Consider the following 15,579-nt stretch of genomic DNA (forward strand, 5'->3'; position numbering starts at 1 on the left):
ATGACGCGCTATCATACCTGAAATGCCATTAAGCAATATAGCTCCAATTAAGGTGTAGTTTTAGTGATTTACGCCTACCTTTATTTTCTTGAATTGCTTGGTCAAGTAGGTATAACGATCGGCGTAGCCCGAGTTAGTATCAATTTTACCAATACGTTGGAAACTATGGCTGATAAGTTCTATATCGGCCTCGTTCAGCGGGCTGCTTTTATGTTTGCTAATGATGGTTTGGACCATATTCAGGTTTAAGCCAATATGATTGGGAAGCTCGTGTAGTACATTGTTAAAGGCGGCAATGGCTTTGTCGTATTGTTTTTCCTGGTAGCATTGAATACCGTCGCGGTTAAGCTTGGCTGCGAGTTGAACCCCTTCTCGCGTTAAAGGTTCGCGTAGCAATTTGTCGAGCCTTATCGCAATCTCTGGATCATTGTTAATGCGTGCGACTTCTTGTAATAGTTGCTCTCCTTTGTCGTACTCACCAATCTCCATGAAGGCTCTTGCGCACTCGATACACAGTTCGGCTGAGGTGTTTTGGACAGCACTAAAGCGCATTTCAGTGTATGCCTGCAGGGCTTCGTTTTTGGCGTTCTCTGCCATAGCGTCATTTTTTTGCACGTGATGCAAATCGGCTTCAACCAATTTCCGTCTCATTTTTACAATAGGCTGTGTGCTAAAACGCTTATCGACGGCTTTAAGTGTTTCCATCGCTTCGGAGGCGAGTTCTTCCATATCGGTTAGGTTCTCTCTGCTCAGGTTAGTTAGCCCTTGCGCAAGATGCAGGTAATCTTCGGCTTGTTCGTGGCAGGAGTTTCGGCTTTGCTTTAGTGCCGTTCTATAGGCGTGAACAGAAGCCATTTCATCGCCGGCTTCTCTGCTAATTCGGCCCATCTCTCGCTGCCGATTAGTCGATCTGGGTGAGATACTGACAGCGTTATGCAATGCTTGTTGTGCTTGAGCAGGGTTGTTTTGGTATTCGTATACTTTTGCCAGTAAATCGTGAGCTTCAACGCATCGAGGGTTGTCTAGAATTAATTGATTTAGCAAGCTTTCTGCGATGTCTAATTGCTTTAAGCCTATATGGGCTCGAGCGGCGCCAGTTGTCATCCATATGGGGTGTCGTCCATCTAGAGGTTCTGAGTGTAGATCTAACGCATTTTGATATTCGCGCTGCTGCAAGAAAAGCTCTCCCAGCATTTTTTTAGCGTCGTTTGCGTAACGATTTTGTTGAGCGAGTAATTTTTTGCAGGCGGCGATTGCCGCTTTTGTGTTTTTTGCATCAAGCGCCTTCTTTGCGTTGAGAAGTGCTTCGTTTTTTAGCAGGGCTTGGTCTAAGCGTGGGCGAAGCCCATCTCGGTTTATTGGCTTGCCTAAATAGTCGTCTGGCTGGTACTCCAGTGCATGCAGCACGTAGTGGCTAGCACTTTCTGCTGTAATCATTATGTAAAGGGCTGTATTCCTTAATAAGCCGTGGAATCGCAATTCTTCGAGAAGTTGCTGTCCGTTTTTGCCCGTGCCTAAATTGTAATCAGAAAGAACAATATCGTATTGATGTTTCTGACAGAGGTCGATCGCTTCTTCTGCATTACCAGCGGTATCAATATTGCTCGATCCAAAATCAACTAGTATCCGTTTTAAGCTGGCTCGAATATCGGGGACATCATCGACCACCAAGCATCGCTTTTGGCTATAGGTTTTAATAATGTCGATTTGTTTCATGGGGTTGCGGGTATTTTGGTCGGTTTTAAATGGCGGTGGGGCTGATGATTAATTTCACCACCGTGCGGTTAAATTGAGGTTGTATTCATAGCAAGTGTAGCGCAATAACGGTTGCACACCCTCTAGCGGCATAAAAAGCTTAAGAGTTATTCCTTCTAATGTTTCGGAATGATGACCGGCTCTGATAGAATTGCGCCTTCTCTTCAAAACAACTGGATTAAAGCGCCGATGAACTGGGCCGACTGGGCAATTGTTGCAATAATGGCGGTTTCCAGCCTTATCAGCTTAAAGAGAGGCTTCGTTAAAGAGGCCTTGTCAATGGCTAACTGGGTGCTAGCCTTTGTCGTCGCCATGACTTTTGGTGATCAGTTGTCTTCTCTTCTTGTCAATCAAATTGAAACGCCTTCTGTACGCGATATGGCCGCGTTCGGGGTGCTGTTTGCAGCTACACTCATAGTCGGTGCAATGGTGAACTATTTGATTGGCGAGCTGGTTCGAATGACCGGCCTATCAGGTACGGATAGGCTTTTCGGTATGATTTTTGGCATGGTTCGCGGTTTTATCGTTGTCATGGCCATCTTATTATTGATACCCGGAATAATCCCCATCGACAAGGATGTATGGTGGAGCGAGTCAATATTGATTCCGCATTTAATGGAGTTTGATGATTGGTGCCGTACAGTAGCGCAAGAATTTACGTCCGCAGTGGGCGGCTTGCTGAACGGCTAATTTGACATAGTGTTATTTATTGAGACAGATTTATGTGCGGTATAGTGGGGATTGTTGGCAAGAGTGATGTAAACCTTGGTTTATACGATGCACTCACCATGCTTCAACATCGGGGGCAAGACGCAGCAGGCATAATGACCTGTAATCAAGGTAAGTTTGCGCAGCAAAAGGCGGTAGGTCTAGTAAAAGACGTATTTCGTACGCGCCATATGCAACGCTTAATCGGAAATATGGGAATTGGCCATGTCCGTTATCCCACCGCCGGAAGTTCCGGCCCTGCATTGGCACAGCCGTTTTACGTCAATTCGCCATACGGCATTGCGTTAGCTCACAATGGTAATTTAACCAATACGGAGGAGTTACGTGAAAACCTGTTTAAAGCTGATTTGCGTCATGTGAATACAGACTCTGATTCAGAAGTTCTGTTGAACGTCTTTGCACACGAATTGCAGTTGCAGGGAAAGATGAAACCGGGTGCAGAGGATGTTTTTCGCGCAGTTGAAGGCGTACATAAACGCGTGCAGGGTGGTTATGCGGTCGTGGGAATGATCGCAAATTACGGTGTACTTGCTTTTCGAGACCCCAATGGTATTCGTCCTCTGGTATACGGTTATCGCGATACTGATGCGGGTCGGGCATATATGATAGCGTCGGAAAGTGTGGCGCTTGATGTACTGGGTTATACGTTAGTGCGTGATGTTGCTCCAGGCGAATGTATCTACATCACCACTGACGGCGAGTTGTTTACTCACCAATGTGTTAAAAACCCTGGCTATAGCCCCTGTATTTTCGAACATGTGTATTTCGCCCGTCCAGATTCCATAATGGATGGTGTATCGGTCTACAAAGCACGATTGCGGCAAGGCGAAAAGTTAGCCGATAAAATTCTACGTGAACGTCCTAATCACGATATTGATGTGGTCATTCCTATACCCGACAGCAGTCGTGTTGCTGGACAAGCCATGGCCCAGACGTTGGGTGTGAAATTTAGAGAAGGTTTAGTAAAAAATCGTTATATCGGACGAACTTTCATTATGCCTGGCCAGCAAATGCGGCGTAAATCTGTTCGTCAAAAATTGAATGTTATCGACTTAGAGTTTCGCGATAAAAATGTAATGCTGGTCGACGATTCGATCGTTCGGGGCACGACATGCCAGCAAATCATTCAGATGGCACGTGATGCGGGTGCGGCAAAAGTGTATTTCGCGTCGGCAGCGCCGGCAGTAATGTATCCGAATGTTTATGGCATTGATATGCCGACGGCAAATGAGTTGATTGCTCACGGCCGTACTGAGAGTGAAGTCTGTGAAGAAATCGGCGCAGACTGGCTAATTTATCAAGATATTGAAGATTTAATCGCCGCCTCAAGGGAAGGTAATTCAGAAATCCCTGAATTTGATTGCGCCGTATTTAATGGCCACTATGTCACCGGCGATGTAAATGAAGAATACCTTAATAAACTAGAGCAAGCGCGAAACGATAAAATAAAATCTGGCCGTGTTTCCCGAGGGGATAATGCCATGGTCGGTATGCATAACGATGATTAGCATCGCCTGTGTATAGGCCACTTTTTCGTCACTGTTCAAGTTAGCCCGTAAATTGCCTAACTATAGCGACCTGATGCAACAGCTTAACTTGTTACAATTGGATCAGACTATTACCGTTGAGATTTTATTATGACTGACACGCCAGCCTCCGAATTGGATTTTCTAGTGGGTGCAGAGCTTGATACCCTGGCTGTGAGAGCCGGTCAAGTTCGCACGGCTGAAGGCGAGCATGGAGACCCGATATTTTTAACCTCCAGTTATGTATTCGACTCGGCAGAACAAGCTGCAGCCCGTTTCTCTGGTGAACAGCCAGGGAATGTTTATTCTCGCTACACTAACCCAACCGTACGCACATTTGAACAACGAATAGCGGCGCTCGAAGGTGCCGAGGCGGGTGTAGCAACGGCATCAGGAATGGCGGCTATTTTAAGCACCTGCATGGCACTCCTATCGTCGGGCGATCATATTGTTTGTTCGCGCAGTGTTTTTGGTACAACTACCGTTCTATTTACGAAATATTTACAAAAATTTGGTGTCAATGTTGAACTCGTGACGTTAACCGATTTGGATGAATGGCAATCGGCTATTACGCCGAACACACGGTTGTTGTTTGCCGAAACGCCGTCGAACCCTCTTGGTGATGTTGCCGATATCGGTGCCTTGTCCGTATTGGCGAAAAGCCGTAATTGCTTGCTTATTGTTGACAACTGTTTTTGTACTCCCGCATTACAACAGCCCATAGCCTTGGGGGCCGATATCGTTATTCACTCGGCGACAAAGTATTTAGATGGTCAGGGACGATGCATGGGTGGCGCCGTTGTTGGCCGCAAAGAACACATGGATGAAGTTCTTGGGTTCCTTCGTACCTGCGGTCCAACAATGAGCCCCTTTAATGCTTGGGTATTTTTGAAAGGTTTAGAAACTCTACGCTTACGCATGGAGGCACATTCTGCCAGCGCATTGACTCTGGCTATTTGGTTAGACGCGCATCCAGGTGTAGACACTGTATTTTATGGTGGTTTACCAAGCCATCCCAGCCATGCGCTGGCGAAAAAACAACAAAGAGCGTTTGGTGGTGTTCTCTCCTTTAAAGTAAAGGGCGGGCGTGAAGAGGCGTGGCGGGTTATTGATGCTACGCGTATTATGTCCCTCACTGCCAATTTGGGCGACGCTAAAACAACCATCGTACACCCTGCAACCACAACACATAGTCGGCTTTCTGATGCTGACAAAGTCTCCGCAGGTATTAGTGAAAACTTAATTCGTGTTGCGGTGGGTTTAGAATCGATAGACGATCTAAAGAAAGATCTCGATCGAGGTTTGAGTGCACTATAGGGCCTAAATATTTAGATGATTCGAACATTATTAGGCCGTTTTTCGTCTGTGTTAACCGCAAATCCACGCAAGCTTTGTATTGGCACAATACTACTAGTACTGGTGGTTGGGCTTAATAGTTGGTTGCTTTTTTTCTATAAATTACCTGGCACAAATTTGTTTTGGTCTGCGTTACAAAATGCAGGCCATGCATTACTGTTTTTGGGTTTATCGCTTTCAGTTAGTTTTATTTTCCATTATTACGTCTTTAATCAGCGTAAACGTTTCGTAGTAGGGTTCACAATAGCCTCGTGTCTGATTTTTGGCGGCGGCGTTGAACTTATTCAAAGTCAGGTTGGGCGTGAAGCGAGCTGGAGTGATTTTTGGCTAGATCTAGCGGGTACATTGTCGGGAGTATCGCTTTATTTTGTGGCTCTTCTTGCAGGATGGAAAAAACTGCCCTTTCTAATCGCTAGCGGAGTACTTATGTCTCTTAGCTTGGCCGAGGCCACTAAGTGGCGGCTGGGTGAGTACTACCGTGAAAAAGCGTTTCCTGTTATAGCCGATTTTGATAATGATTGGCTCAATATCTACGCTTATGCAGCCTACAATGGCGTACTCGAATTTGTGCCCGCACCGGTAGGGTGGCATAACAATACGTCTGTTGCGGCGCGGCTTATGATGAAGCCCGCTCCATGGCCAGGTATGACGCTAAGAGAAGTGCGCCGCGACTGGAGTGGTTACGAAAGCTTTTCCTTTGATGTGTATAACCCGCAACCTTCCGATGTCATGTTGGTGATGCGTATTCACGATGAAGCGCACAAAAACAAACATAACGACCGTTTCAATCGCACAATAATGTTAGCGCCAGGGGCACATCATATCGAAATACCTTTAGTAAAAGTAAAGCTCGCACCGAAAGATAGAGAGATGAACATGCAGCGCATCGAGACGGTAATGTTCTATTCTTATCAATTAGAAACTGAATTAATTTTATATTTTGACAACGTACGTTTGTATCGTTGATCTAATCAAGCCTGAATTAGGCGCATTGCATCGCTCATTCGCAAACCGTAGGCAAACACCCCATGAACCCTTTAATAGATAAGGTTGTTGATACCGTAGGACAGGTCCTTCTTGGCAAAGAAACGCAAGTTAAATTAGCCGTTACCTGCTTGTTTGCAAGAGGGCATTTATTGATTGAAGATTTGCCCGGCATGGGGAAAACAACGTTAGCACAGTGTTTGGCTAGGGTATTGGGATTGGATTATAAACGCGTACAATTTACGAGCGATCTACTACCGGCAGATATACTGGGCGCCGCTATTTTTCATCGGGACACCTCAGAGTTTCACTTCCTTGAGGGGCCTGTTTTTACGCAAGTATTGCTGGCCGATGAAATCAATAGAACAACACCCAAAACACAAAGTGCACTCTTAGAGGCGATGGAAGAACAGCAGGTAACCGTCGAGGGAGAAACCCGAGCTTTACCGGAGCCCTTTTTTGTCATCGCTACTCAAAATCCTTTAAGTCAAGCCGGTACTTACCCGTTGCCGGAATCGCAATTAGATAGGTTTCTCATGCGTATTTCCCTTGGCTACCCAAATCGAGAAAGCGAGAAAAAATTATTTAAAGGGGTCGACCCGAGGAAGGTTTTACAGACGCTAGATCCAGTGATAAATTTGGATAATCTGACGCAAATCCAAGCATTGGTAGACGAGGTACACGCAACAGATCAATTGCTAGATTACTTGCAACGCCTCGTTGATTTTACCCGTTACGATGAAAGTTTTAGTTATGGTTTATCGCCTCGTGGTGCGATGGCGTGGCTGAGAGCGGCAAAAGCTTGGGCATTATTGGAGGGGCGTGAGCATTTGTTGCCCGATGATCTACAAGCCGTTTTACCTTCTGTTGTAGGGCACCGCGTACGGGGTGTGCATACGCATGCGGCCGGTGGTAGACCGGACCAATCGCGATCACTCGTGGATCACCTCCTGTCGAGTGTGGATGTTCTCACCACAAACTAAAGGCGCGGCCATGAGTGACGAAGCAAGTCCGGTTTCTGATCAGGAGGTTCGAAAACACGGGTTTATTCTGCGTACTATCGAACGCCACTTTTTCCGTTATGTAGATCGCCACGTGCCGCCTGCTAATTATCACCGTATTGATCGAAAAAAACTGTATATTCTTCCGTCAAAGCGCGGCGCTGCGTTTATTATCGTCATTATCGTTTTGTGGTTGCTAGGCACGAATTACCAGAATAATTTAGTACTGGCACTTTCCTTTTTAATGATTAGTGTTTTCGTGGTTACTATTCTTAATACTCACCAAAATCTATCATCGTTATCCATTGAATATGCCGGAACATCGTCAGCATTTGCCGGTGAGGATGTTGAATTTGTATTTACACTGACCAATCATTCAAGGCGATATATGGAAAGTGTTGAGATTGGTTGGCAAACGGGAGGGCATCTCGTTGCCAATATTGATGTGCACCCTTACGAATCGATAAAAATCCGTATTCCACAGAAATCGCTTAAACGAGGCTGGCAGCAACCGGGGCGCATGCGGTTGCAGAGTTATTTTCCGCTTGGCATTGTAAAGTGTTGGTCGTGGCTCAGTTGGGATATCACGGCATTAATCTATCCCGCTCCTATAGAAGTACCATTGCCGAGTTCTTGCAAAGCGGATGCAGAAGGTAATGGATTACACCCCATAAAAGGTGGCGAAGATTTTAGTGGTATTCGTGAGTATCGCCCAGGTGATTCTTTAAAACATATAGCGTGGCGGGCGTACGCGCAAGAAAAAGGGCTTTATTCTAAAGAATTTAGCCAGAATGTCTCTCAAGAACGCTGGATAATATTTAGCGATATTGCACCGCAAGACGTCGAGTTAAAACTTTCGGCGATGTGCTACTGGGCATTGCAGTTTAGCCTTGACGATGAAGAATACGGTATTGTTTTGCCCGCAGATATTATCTCGCCAGACCGAGGTGAGAATCATCGACGTAAAGTGCTTGAGACGCTTGCGCGTTACGAGGCCTAGTAATCACTATGGTCTTAAATCAATTCAAAATTTTTCAAAAGCTGACCCTTCGCGTTGGGAGGGGCGCGCAGGCGACCGATCGTTTTACCTCCAGTTTTGTTAGTCGAGAAACGTTGGCATGGGTGGTTTTCGCGCAAGGTTTTGCCATTCTACCGCTTTTTTTACATCTACCATTATGGCTGTCAATAATATGGGCCTCGGCTGTTTTTACTCGTATTCAAACTTTTCGAGGTGTTTGGCCTTTTCCTAGTACGTTTATAAAATTACTGTTCGGCATTTCGGGAGCTACAGCTTTATATTTAAGCTTTGGTGGACGCATGGGCGTAGAGGTGATGATTAGTTTTTTATTGTTATCGTTTGTGCTCAAACTTATCGAAATGCGCAATAGAATTGATGTGCTTATTGTGTTGTATATTGGCTTCGTAACCATAGCAGCACACTTGTTATTGTCACCCACTATTTGGGGGAGTGCATATAGCTTATTTACCTGTGGCGTTTTGTTGGCGGCCTTACGGTCGGTGTTTCAGCACCGCAAGGTTAACGTTCGCGAACGCCTGTGGTCGGGCTTTTCTGTTCTACTGCAGGCTTTGCCTGTTATGTTGATTCTGTTCTTGGTTATGCCACGGCTGGGGCAGCTTTGGGCTGTGCCCTCAATGAGTGAGTCGAGCAAAACGGGGTTTAGTGATTCAATGTCACCCGGGGATATTAGCGATTTAATTGAGTCTGATGAAATTGTTTTTCGGGCAACGTTTAAAAATGGCCCCATTCCGGAACCTCATCAACGTTATTGGCGAGGGTTGGTGCTTGAACAATTTGATGGGCGTAAGTGGCAGCGGGTTAGTACGGGGTGGATGGGGCGTGAATCAGGTAGTCAGCCAGCAGAGAAAGCACACAGTAAATGGGGTTTGATTACGCCCTCTGACAGTGGAACAACATTTAATTACTCCGTACTGCTAGAACCCCATCATTACCAATGGATGTTCACCTTAATGGCGCCATTAGAGGCGTATTCGCCTAGCGTACAAACATTGTTTAACGAGCAAGTATTACTGTTAAGTGCACTGCCAATTACTGGACGCACGTATTACGAAGTGGTTTCGACCCTTGATTACAAGCTTACACCTAGCGCACTTGATGAGCGTGTACGTAAACGCAATTTGGCTCTGCCTGAAAAGGGCAACGTACAGGCGCGTGCGATGGCTCAGGAGTGGGTTGAAGACGGCCTTGCCGCTACTGACGTTATTGAGCGCATAAACGACCTCTATAGCCAACGCTTTACCTATACGTTGCGGCCACCCATGCTGGGTGAAAACTCTGTAGATGATTTTATGTTTCAAACCCAGCGAGGGTTTTGCGAACATTTTTCTTCCAGTTTTGTCTTTCTTGCCCGCGCAGCAGGCATTCCTGCGCGTGTAGTATTGGGGTATCAGGGCGGTCATTACAGAGAAGAGGATCGATACATAGTGGTTCGACAATCGGATGCCCATGCGTGGGCGGAAGTCTGGCTGGAGGGCTCTGGCTGGACACGAATCGATCCAACAGCAGCTGTTTCCCCGCTGAGAATCGAGCGCGCCTTACATGAGGCTGTAGACAGTACAGAATCATCTTTAGTGGGAGGGGCTTTTCTTCGTATAAGAGCCTTGTCTTGGCTGGCGGATGTACGGAATAGATGGGAAGAATTTGATTACCTTTGGCAAACAAATGTACTTGGCTATGATGGCGATACACAGGGCGGTATTCTCCAGCGTTTACTGGGGGGAACGGACCCTTGGCGGGTTGCCCTTTTTTTTGTTGGTGGAATTGGGGGCATGTTGTCGCTCTATTATATTTGGAGCTTCTTACGCTTTAAGCGCCCACAGCAGGCGCCAGAATTACGCCTATTACTGGCTGCGCTGCGACGTTTAGAGAGGCACGGTATTAGGCGTTCCCCTCAAGAAACACCCGTGGCGTTTGCCCAAAAGGTGGCGAAAGAGAAGCCTGCTTTAGCACCCGTCGTGAATAAGGTTGTGAGCCTATACTGTTCTATTGTTTACCAACCTATAGGGACGGATAGAAAAGCGCTTATTGCGCAATTACGTCTTGAATCTCAGAAAATACGTTAACGGGTCAGTGTTGCTCCAAAACAACGCTTTTAGATGCCAAATGTTACAATTGAGGGCGTCTGTGGTATCGTTTGCGCCCTGTGAAAACGCGGTTATTGAAGTCCATATAAAAGTTAGGGATTATTTGGCTGCGTTATTCTAGACACATAATCTCATCCGTTGAGATGTTATATCTTTTCAATATCCATAAGGGACGAGTTACCGAGTAATTGGTGGATGTCTCGCGATAAAAAATTTGAACGTAGGAGCAAACAATGAAAACTTGTCTTCGCGCACTCTGCTTGCTTGGTCTGGTGCTTCCGGCAGTGGCTACTGCCGATGAATTGAATTCGGGCAATACAGCCTGGATTCTAACGTCCACAGCTTTAGTGTTGTTTATGACATTACCGGGTCTTGCGTTGTTCTACGGCGGCTTGGTAAGAACAAAAAATATTCTGTCTGTATTAATGCAATGCTTTGCGATCGCGTGTGTAGCGTCATTGGTTTGGCTGTTTGTTGGTTATTCCCTCGCGTTTGGTGAAGGCAATCTCATTATTGGTGATATGAGCAAAGCCTTTTTTGCTGTAGTGGGCAAAGATTCTATGAGTGGCGATATCCCTGAGCCGCTGTTCGCTATGTTTCAAATGACTTTTGTGATTATTACGCCAGCGCTCATAGTCGGTGCTTTCGCTGAGCGTATGAAATTTTCATCGGTGTTAATTTTCAGTTTATTCTGGATCTTGGCGGTTTACGTTCCTGTGTGTCATTGGGTTTGGGGCGGCGGTTGGCTAGCTCAAATGGGCGTATTGGACTTCGCCGGTGGTACGGTTGTACATATTACCGCTGGGGTTGCCGCGTTGGTTGTTGCACTAATGATAGGCAATCGAAAAGGTTTTCCTGAAACGGCTATGCCACCGCACAATATGACTATGACCGTTACTGGCGCGGGAATGTTATGGGTAGGATGGTTCGGCTTTAATGCTGGTAGTGCGCTCGCGGCTAATGGTGATGCCGCAATGGCAATGCTGGTTACGCACATATCGGCGGCGGCTGGTGCGTTGGCTTGGATGTCCATGGAGTGGTCAAAGTTTGGCAAGCCAAGTGTATTAGGCATTGTGACGGGTATGGTTGCAGGCTTAGGTACGATCACACCCGCTTCGGGTTTTGTTGGCCCGATGGGCGCTTTAGTTATTGGTCTTACGGCGGGTGTTGTTTGTTTTTATGCCACGCAATTTATCAAGCGTAAGCTGGTCATAGACGATTCTCTAGATGTGTTCCCTGTCCACGGTGTGGGTGGCATTTTAGGTACTTTGGCTGTAGGTGTATTTTCATCAACGCAACTGGGTGTGTTCTCCGGTTTTGGTTTTGCCGAAGGTATAGAATCTATTGGGGAGCAGCTAGGAGCTCAAGCGATAGGTGTTGTAGTAACAGCGTTGTATACAGCCGTTGTCACTTATCTATTAGTGAAATTGACGGGCTTGTTGACTGGCGGTATTCGAGTTGATACCGACGAAGAAACGCAAGGCCTAGATATAGTGCTACACGAAGAAAGTGGTTATAAGTACTAAAAAATTCGTTGAATAAGCTGTTGTTTTAAAGAGCCACCTTTATAGGTGGCTCTTTTGTTTTACGCTACATTCTCTCTGTTTGACTACCCACAGTGGATGTTTGATCTTTATGATTCACACCTATAGCACTCTACCAAACTCGGTAAGAAAGTTTTTAATCGCACACGGCGCCTCTGCCTTTAGTCTTGGCGTTCATCAGGTTTTATTGGCGTGGTTATCGGTTAGTTTACTTGGTTTAAGTTCATCAAGTTTGGGCTGGATTCAAGCCGCAGGGCTAATTCCAAATTTGTTGCTTATGTTGGTTGCAGGGGCCCTTGCGGATAAATGCAATGTGTACCGAATATTGTTGATGGCGCAGTTAGGTTTGACGGTGTGTTTTTTGGCTTTGGCGGCCCTTATTGCTACAAATTCGCTTACCTTTTTGACTTTGGCTATTTATGCCATTGCCGTTGGTTCCGCGAATGCGTTTATTCAGCCCGCACGCGAAAAAATTGTGGGTGATTTGAGCCAGCATTCGGTGCAGGTGAAAATTACTCGCGCGAGTATCGTCCAGTTTACACTTCAAGCTGTTGGGGTTGTTGTTGCGGCATTATCGGATCAGGCGGGTTTAGTGTTTGTTATCGTGATACAGGCCGTGGTCAGCGGTTTGTCAGCATTACAGCTACGCTCGCTCGGCCATACCGCAATGAGCGCTGCGGGTGTGAGCAAGGTTGCGGGCCCAGTTACGCTATTTAGATTGCAAATTCTTGAGGGTATTCGAGCGGTCAGCTCGGATAAACGACTGGTTCAGCTCGTTGGGCTCGTGGGCTTTAATGGCTTTATGCATTTAGGGCTTTATATTGTTGTCATGCCTTTGTTCGCACGTGATATCTACGGTTTTAACACCTTGGAATACGGTTTTTTACAACTGTGTTTTGTGCTTGGAATGCTGTCGGCGCATATATTGATAATGTTTAAGCCTCGCATAGAGTATCCCGCGCAAGGCGCTTTATTTAGTCTGCTTTACACTGCAATTGTTGGTTATGCATTGTCTTATCAACCAACAATTACGGGCCTGTATATCATGGTTGTTTTTTGGGGATGGATTGCGGGCTATTCGGCTTCTCATTGCCGAATGGTACTTCAATCGCTGGCAAAGCCAGAGCTGAAGGGGCGTCTGATGTCGATATATCAATTAATGTTATTTGGTATGGCTCCTTTAGGGGCTTTGGTAGCGGGGTATTTTTCCGCTTTTTATTCTTTTAGCGAGATATTTTCTGTTCTTAGCGGCGCAAGTATTGCGTTGTTTGTTCTCTTCCTTTTTACACGAGATTTGTGGGCTGTTCAGCAACAATAACACGCCATTTTTTGATCGAAATCCATTGGCTTTATCCCGTTATCTTTATAGTAACTCTCAAGACAGAAATCACTGTTAGCAAAGCAGGCCTTCTGTGATCCAGAAGGTAATGTAATTAACTTGTTGGAAAGAGAGAGTGCGTATTATGAGTATGGTAAGTGAGCTGGTAGGGCATGAAGTCGTAACAATTAAAACTACCGACCTAACGGCTAACCCAGCACCACTTGGGCTGATGGGATTTGGTATGACGACGGTGCTATTGAATTTACACAATGCCGGACTGTTTTCGTTGGGGTCGATGATTCTAGCCATGGGGATATTCTACGGTGGTATTGCACAAGTGATAGCGGGAATATTGGAATGGAAAAAAGGAAATACGTTTGGTACTACCGCCTTTATATCGTACGGTTTTTTCTGGATGACGTTAGTGGGGTTGCTTGTGCTTCCCAAGATGGGGCTCGTAGAGGCTCCTGAAAATTCAGCAATGGTAGCATGGCTTACTATTTGGGGTATTTTTACGGCCATTCTTTTTGTCGGCACACTAAAGTTAAATCGTTCTCTTCAGTTTATTTTTGCATCACTTGTCGTATTGTTTTTCTTATTGGCGATTGGAGACGCAATGGATAGTGCGCTGATTAAGACAATTGCTGGTTATGAGGGGATTATTTGCGGAGCTTCGGCTATCTATGCCGCGGCGGCTCAAATTATAAATGAAACGCATGGTCGCGATGTGTTGCCTCTTTAAGTTGAGAAGGTAAGCGCTTAACTGTAGTGCTATAAAAAACGGCTTTAGCGTTAGTGCTAAAGCCGTTTTTTAATGCCGTGTGATAGTGTTTATATGTTAGTCGTTGCTGCGTGAAACCAAGCTGATATGTGCGTTTATAGCTTCCTAATAGAACGTTCGAAAAGCAATGATCCCGGCCGTTATAGCCACGTTCAGCGACTCTACTTTATTTCGCATCGGTATTTTAATCGTTTGATTACATATTTTTTCACACGCATTCGACAACCCTTCTGTTTCATTGCCTAGTATAAAAACCTGTCGACCTCTGTTGGGGTAGTCAGAAAGCGATGTCTTTGCATTACAGTCCAGGCCAACAATATTTGCACCGGCGTTTTTGAAGTCCAAAAGGCAGTCTGTTAGAGAATCACAGCGAAGAATATTGGCTCTAAATAAGGTGCCGGCACTGGCTTTAATTACGAGGGAATCTAACTTGGCGCAGCCGTTACGAGGGAGTATTAAACCTGCTAGGGGCGAAGCGCAGACAGAGCGGATAATCATGCCAACATTTTGGGGGTTAGTGACTTTATCGAGAGCAATGAATTGTGCGTTTTCGGGAATTCCCTCTGCGAGATAATCGGTATGTTCTTTAAAACCTTTTAGCACTAAGTCAAGGGCAACGCCTTGGTCTTGCTTACTATTTTTAGAGATACGAGAAAGCGCTTTTTTATCGTGATATAAAATTTCTGCTCCGCGCTTACTGGCCTGAGAGGTAATGTCATCCAATATTTTTGCAGATTTATTCGAATCGGCTAAATGTAGACGAAAAATATCTACATTTTTGTCAGTAATGGCTTCTAGGCAGGGTTTGCGACCGTATATTGTGAGTAATTGATTAAAAAATTGTTTTCGTTTCGTATATTCGGGTGAGTCGGTAGGCATGATGTAGGTGCTAGCTAGATAAGAAAACAGCCTCTAGAGAGGCTGTTTTAGAAAGAGTGGGTTGGTGAAACCGGATTAATGGTGAATATAACAGTCTTCGTTGGTTTCGACCAGAGCCGTAAGAATGTGCTTGCGCGATAAGAGGCCTACTAACTTACCCTCATTTACGACCGGGTAGTTTTTTGGTGGAGCTTTAGACATTGCCTCTGCAATTTCTAATATACTTGCGTTGGGCGATACCGTTCGTACATTGCGACTCATTACGGCGGTTACCGCAGGAGACTCTTCACAGTAAAACACGTCGTTTAGCATTTCCTTTATGCAATCTTGTTCGGAAATAAAGCCAATTAGAGTCTTTTCGTCATTAATTACGGGAGCGCCGGGAATACGTTCGCGCATAAATAAGCTTACGGCCTCTCGTACGGTGGCTTTATCACTGATGGCGTGTGGGTTGGTGTCCATATAGTCTTCAACCAGAATCGAGTGCATACAAGGTGGCTCCAGAGAGTATTCTATCTTTGATAGTCTAGCGGAAGAATCTTGAGTTTACCTTCCTTGGCATCCAAAAAAACACGTATAT

At 45.6% G+C, this 15,579-nt stretch carries 13 protein-coding genes; 10 read left to right on the forward strand and 3 right to left on the reverse strand.

All coding sequences use genetic code 11. The annotated features are described in order from the left end of the window. Positions 1 to 60: 60 nt before the first annotated feature. Positions 61 to 1,716, reverse strand: coding sequence for a response regulator (locus H5647_RS13570; protein ID WP_045859299.1), 1,656 nt, complete (start codon positions 1,714 to 1,716; stop codon positions 61 to 63). A 228-nt stretch (positions 1,717 to 1,944) separates the two neighbouring features. Between H5647_RS13570 and H5647_RS13575 the strand changes: the two genes are divergently transcribed. From H5647_RS13575 to H5647_RS13620, 10 genes are all read left to right on the forward strand, one after another. Next, complete coding sequence (locus H5647_RS13575) at positions 1,945 to 2,445, forward strand: CvpA family protein (protein WP_045861385.1); 501 nt, start codon at positions 1,945 to 1,947, stop codon at positions 2,443 to 2,445. Positions 2,446 to 2,477: 32 nt separating this feature from the next. Then, complete coding sequence (purF, locus tag H5647_RS13580) at positions 2,478 to 3,992, forward strand: amidophosphoribosyltransferase (RefSeq protein ID WP_045859300.1); 1,515 nt, start codon at positions 2,478 to 2,480, stop codon at positions 3,990 to 3,992. Between the two features lie 129 nt (positions 3,993 to 4,121). Further along, positions 4,122 to 5,327 (forward strand): O-succinylhomoserine sulfhydrylase, encoded by a 1,206-nt coding sequence (locus H5647_RS13585; RefSeq protein ID WP_045859302.1) that lies wholly within the window; start codon positions 4,122 to 4,124, stop codon positions 5,325 to 5,327. 15 nt (positions 5,328 to 5,342) lie between these two features. Then, positions 5,343 to 6,332 carry a VanZ family protein gene (locus H5647_RS13590; protein ID WP_045859304.1) on the forward strand — a complete coding sequence of 330 codons (990 nt, stop codon included), beginning with the start codon at positions 5,343 to 5,345 and terminating at the stop codon, positions 6,330 to 6,332. Positions 6,333 to 6,394: 62 nt separating this feature from the next. After that, a complete protein-coding gene (locus tag H5647_RS13595) occupies positions 6,395 to 7,333 on the forward strand; it encodes an AAA family ATPase (protein ID WP_045859305.1) in 939 nt (312 codons plus the stop codon). A gap of 10 nt (positions 7,334 to 7,343) precedes the next feature. Next, positions 7,344 to 8,351, forward strand: coding sequence for a DUF58 domain-containing protein (locus H5647_RS13600; RefSeq protein WP_082087184.1), 1,008 nt, complete (start codon positions 7,344 to 7,346; stop codon positions 8,349 to 8,351). A gap of 8 nt (positions 8,352 to 8,359) precedes the next feature. Next, positions 8,360 to 10,453, forward strand: coding sequence for a transglutaminase family protein (locus H5647_RS13605; protein ID WP_082087058.1), 2,094 nt, complete (start codon positions 8,360 to 8,362; stop codon positions 10,451 to 10,453). Positions 10,454 to 10,707: 254 nt separating this feature from the next. Further along, on the forward strand, positions 10,708 to 12,000 hold the full coding sequence (locus H5647_RS13610; protein WP_045859307.1) for an ammonium transporter: 1,293 nt from the start codon (positions 10,708 to 10,710) through the stop codon (positions 11,998 to 12,000). A gap of 109 nt (positions 12,001 to 12,109) precedes the next feature. Next, complete coding sequence (locus tag H5647_RS13615) at positions 12,110 to 13,336, forward strand: MFS transporter (RefSeq protein WP_045859309.1); 1,227 nt, start codon at positions 12,110 to 12,112, stop codon at positions 13,334 to 13,336. Between the two features lie 145 nt (positions 13,337 to 13,481). Then, complete coding sequence (locus tag H5647_RS13620; protein ID WP_236074892.1) at positions 13,482 to 14,081, forward strand: acetate uptake transporter; 600 nt, start codon at positions 13,482 to 13,484, stop codon at positions 14,079 to 14,081. Between the two features lie 144 nt (positions 14,082 to 14,225). Here the strand turns inward: H5647_RS13620 and H5647_RS13625 are convergent, their stop codons facing one another. Further along, positions 14,226 to 14,999 (reverse strand): TrmH family RNA methyltransferase, encoded by a 774-nt coding sequence (locus H5647_RS13625; protein ID WP_045859311.1) that lies wholly within the window; start codon positions 14,997 to 14,999, stop codon positions 14,226 to 14,228. A gap of 75 nt (positions 15,000 to 15,074) precedes the next feature. Further along, positions 15,075 to 15,488 (reverse strand): CBS domain-containing protein, encoded by a 414-nt coding sequence (locus H5647_RS13630; RefSeq protein ID WP_045859313.1) that lies wholly within the window; start codon positions 15,486 to 15,488, stop codon positions 15,075 to 15,077. Between the last annotated feature and the right edge of the window lie 91 nt (positions 15,489 to 15,579).

The organism is Teredinibacter purpureus (assembly GCF_014217335.1).
Classification (GTDB): domain Bacteria; phylum Pseudomonadota; class Gammaproteobacteria; order Pseudomonadales; family Cellvibrionaceae; genus Teredinibacter; species Teredinibacter purpureus.

Bases quoted from the DNA above. Each gene is read 5' to 3' on its own strand.
- H5647_RS13570 (WP_045859299.1), bottom strand. From the start codon at position 1,716: ATGAAACAAATCGACATTATTAAAACCTATAGCCAAAAGCGATGCTTG.
- H5647_RS13575 (WP_045861385.1), top strand. From the start codon at position 1,945: ATGAACTGGGCCGACTGGGCAATTGTTGCAATAATGGCGGTTTCCAGC.
- purF (WP_045859300.1), top strand. From the start codon at position 2,478: ATGTGCGGTATAGTGGGGATTGTTGGCAAGAGTGATGTAAACCTTGGT.
- H5647_RS13585 (WP_045859302.1), top strand. From the start codon at position 4,122: ATGACTGACACGCCAGCCTCCGAATTGGATTTTCTAGTGGGTGCAGAG.
- H5647_RS13590 (WP_045859304.1), top strand. From the start codon at position 5,343: ATGATTCGAACATTATTAGGCCGTTTTTCGTCTGTGTTAACCGCAAAT.
- H5647_RS13595 (WP_045859305.1), top strand. From the start codon at position 6,395: ATGAACCCTTTAATAGATAAGGTTGTTGATACCGTAGGACAGGTCCTT.
- H5647_RS13600 (WP_082087184.1), top strand. From the start codon at position 7,344: ATGAGTGACGAAGCAAGTCCGGTTTCTGATCAGGAGGTTCGAAAACAC.
- H5647_RS13605 (WP_082087058.1), top strand. From the start codon at position 8,360: ATGGTCTTAAATCAATTCAAAATTTTTCAAAAGCTGACCCTTCGCGTT.
- H5647_RS13610 (WP_045859307.1), top strand. From the start codon at position 10,708: ATGAAAACTTGTCTTCGCGCACTCTGCTTGCTTGGTCTGGTGCTTCCG.
- H5647_RS13615 (WP_045859309.1), top strand. From the start codon at position 12,110: ATGATTCACACCTATAGCACTCTACCAAACTCGGTAAGAAAGTTTTTA.
- H5647_RS13620 (WP_236074892.1), top strand. From the start codon at position 13,482: ATGAGTATGGTAAGTGAGCTGGTAGGGCATGAAGTCGTAACAATTAAA.
- H5647_RS13625 (WP_045859311.1), bottom strand. From the start codon at position 14,999: ATGCCTACCGACTCACCCGAATATACGAAACGAAAACAATTTTTTAAT.
- H5647_RS13630 (WP_045859313.1), bottom strand. From the start codon at position 15,488: ATGCACTCGATTCTGGTTGAAGACTATATGGACACCAACCCACACGCC.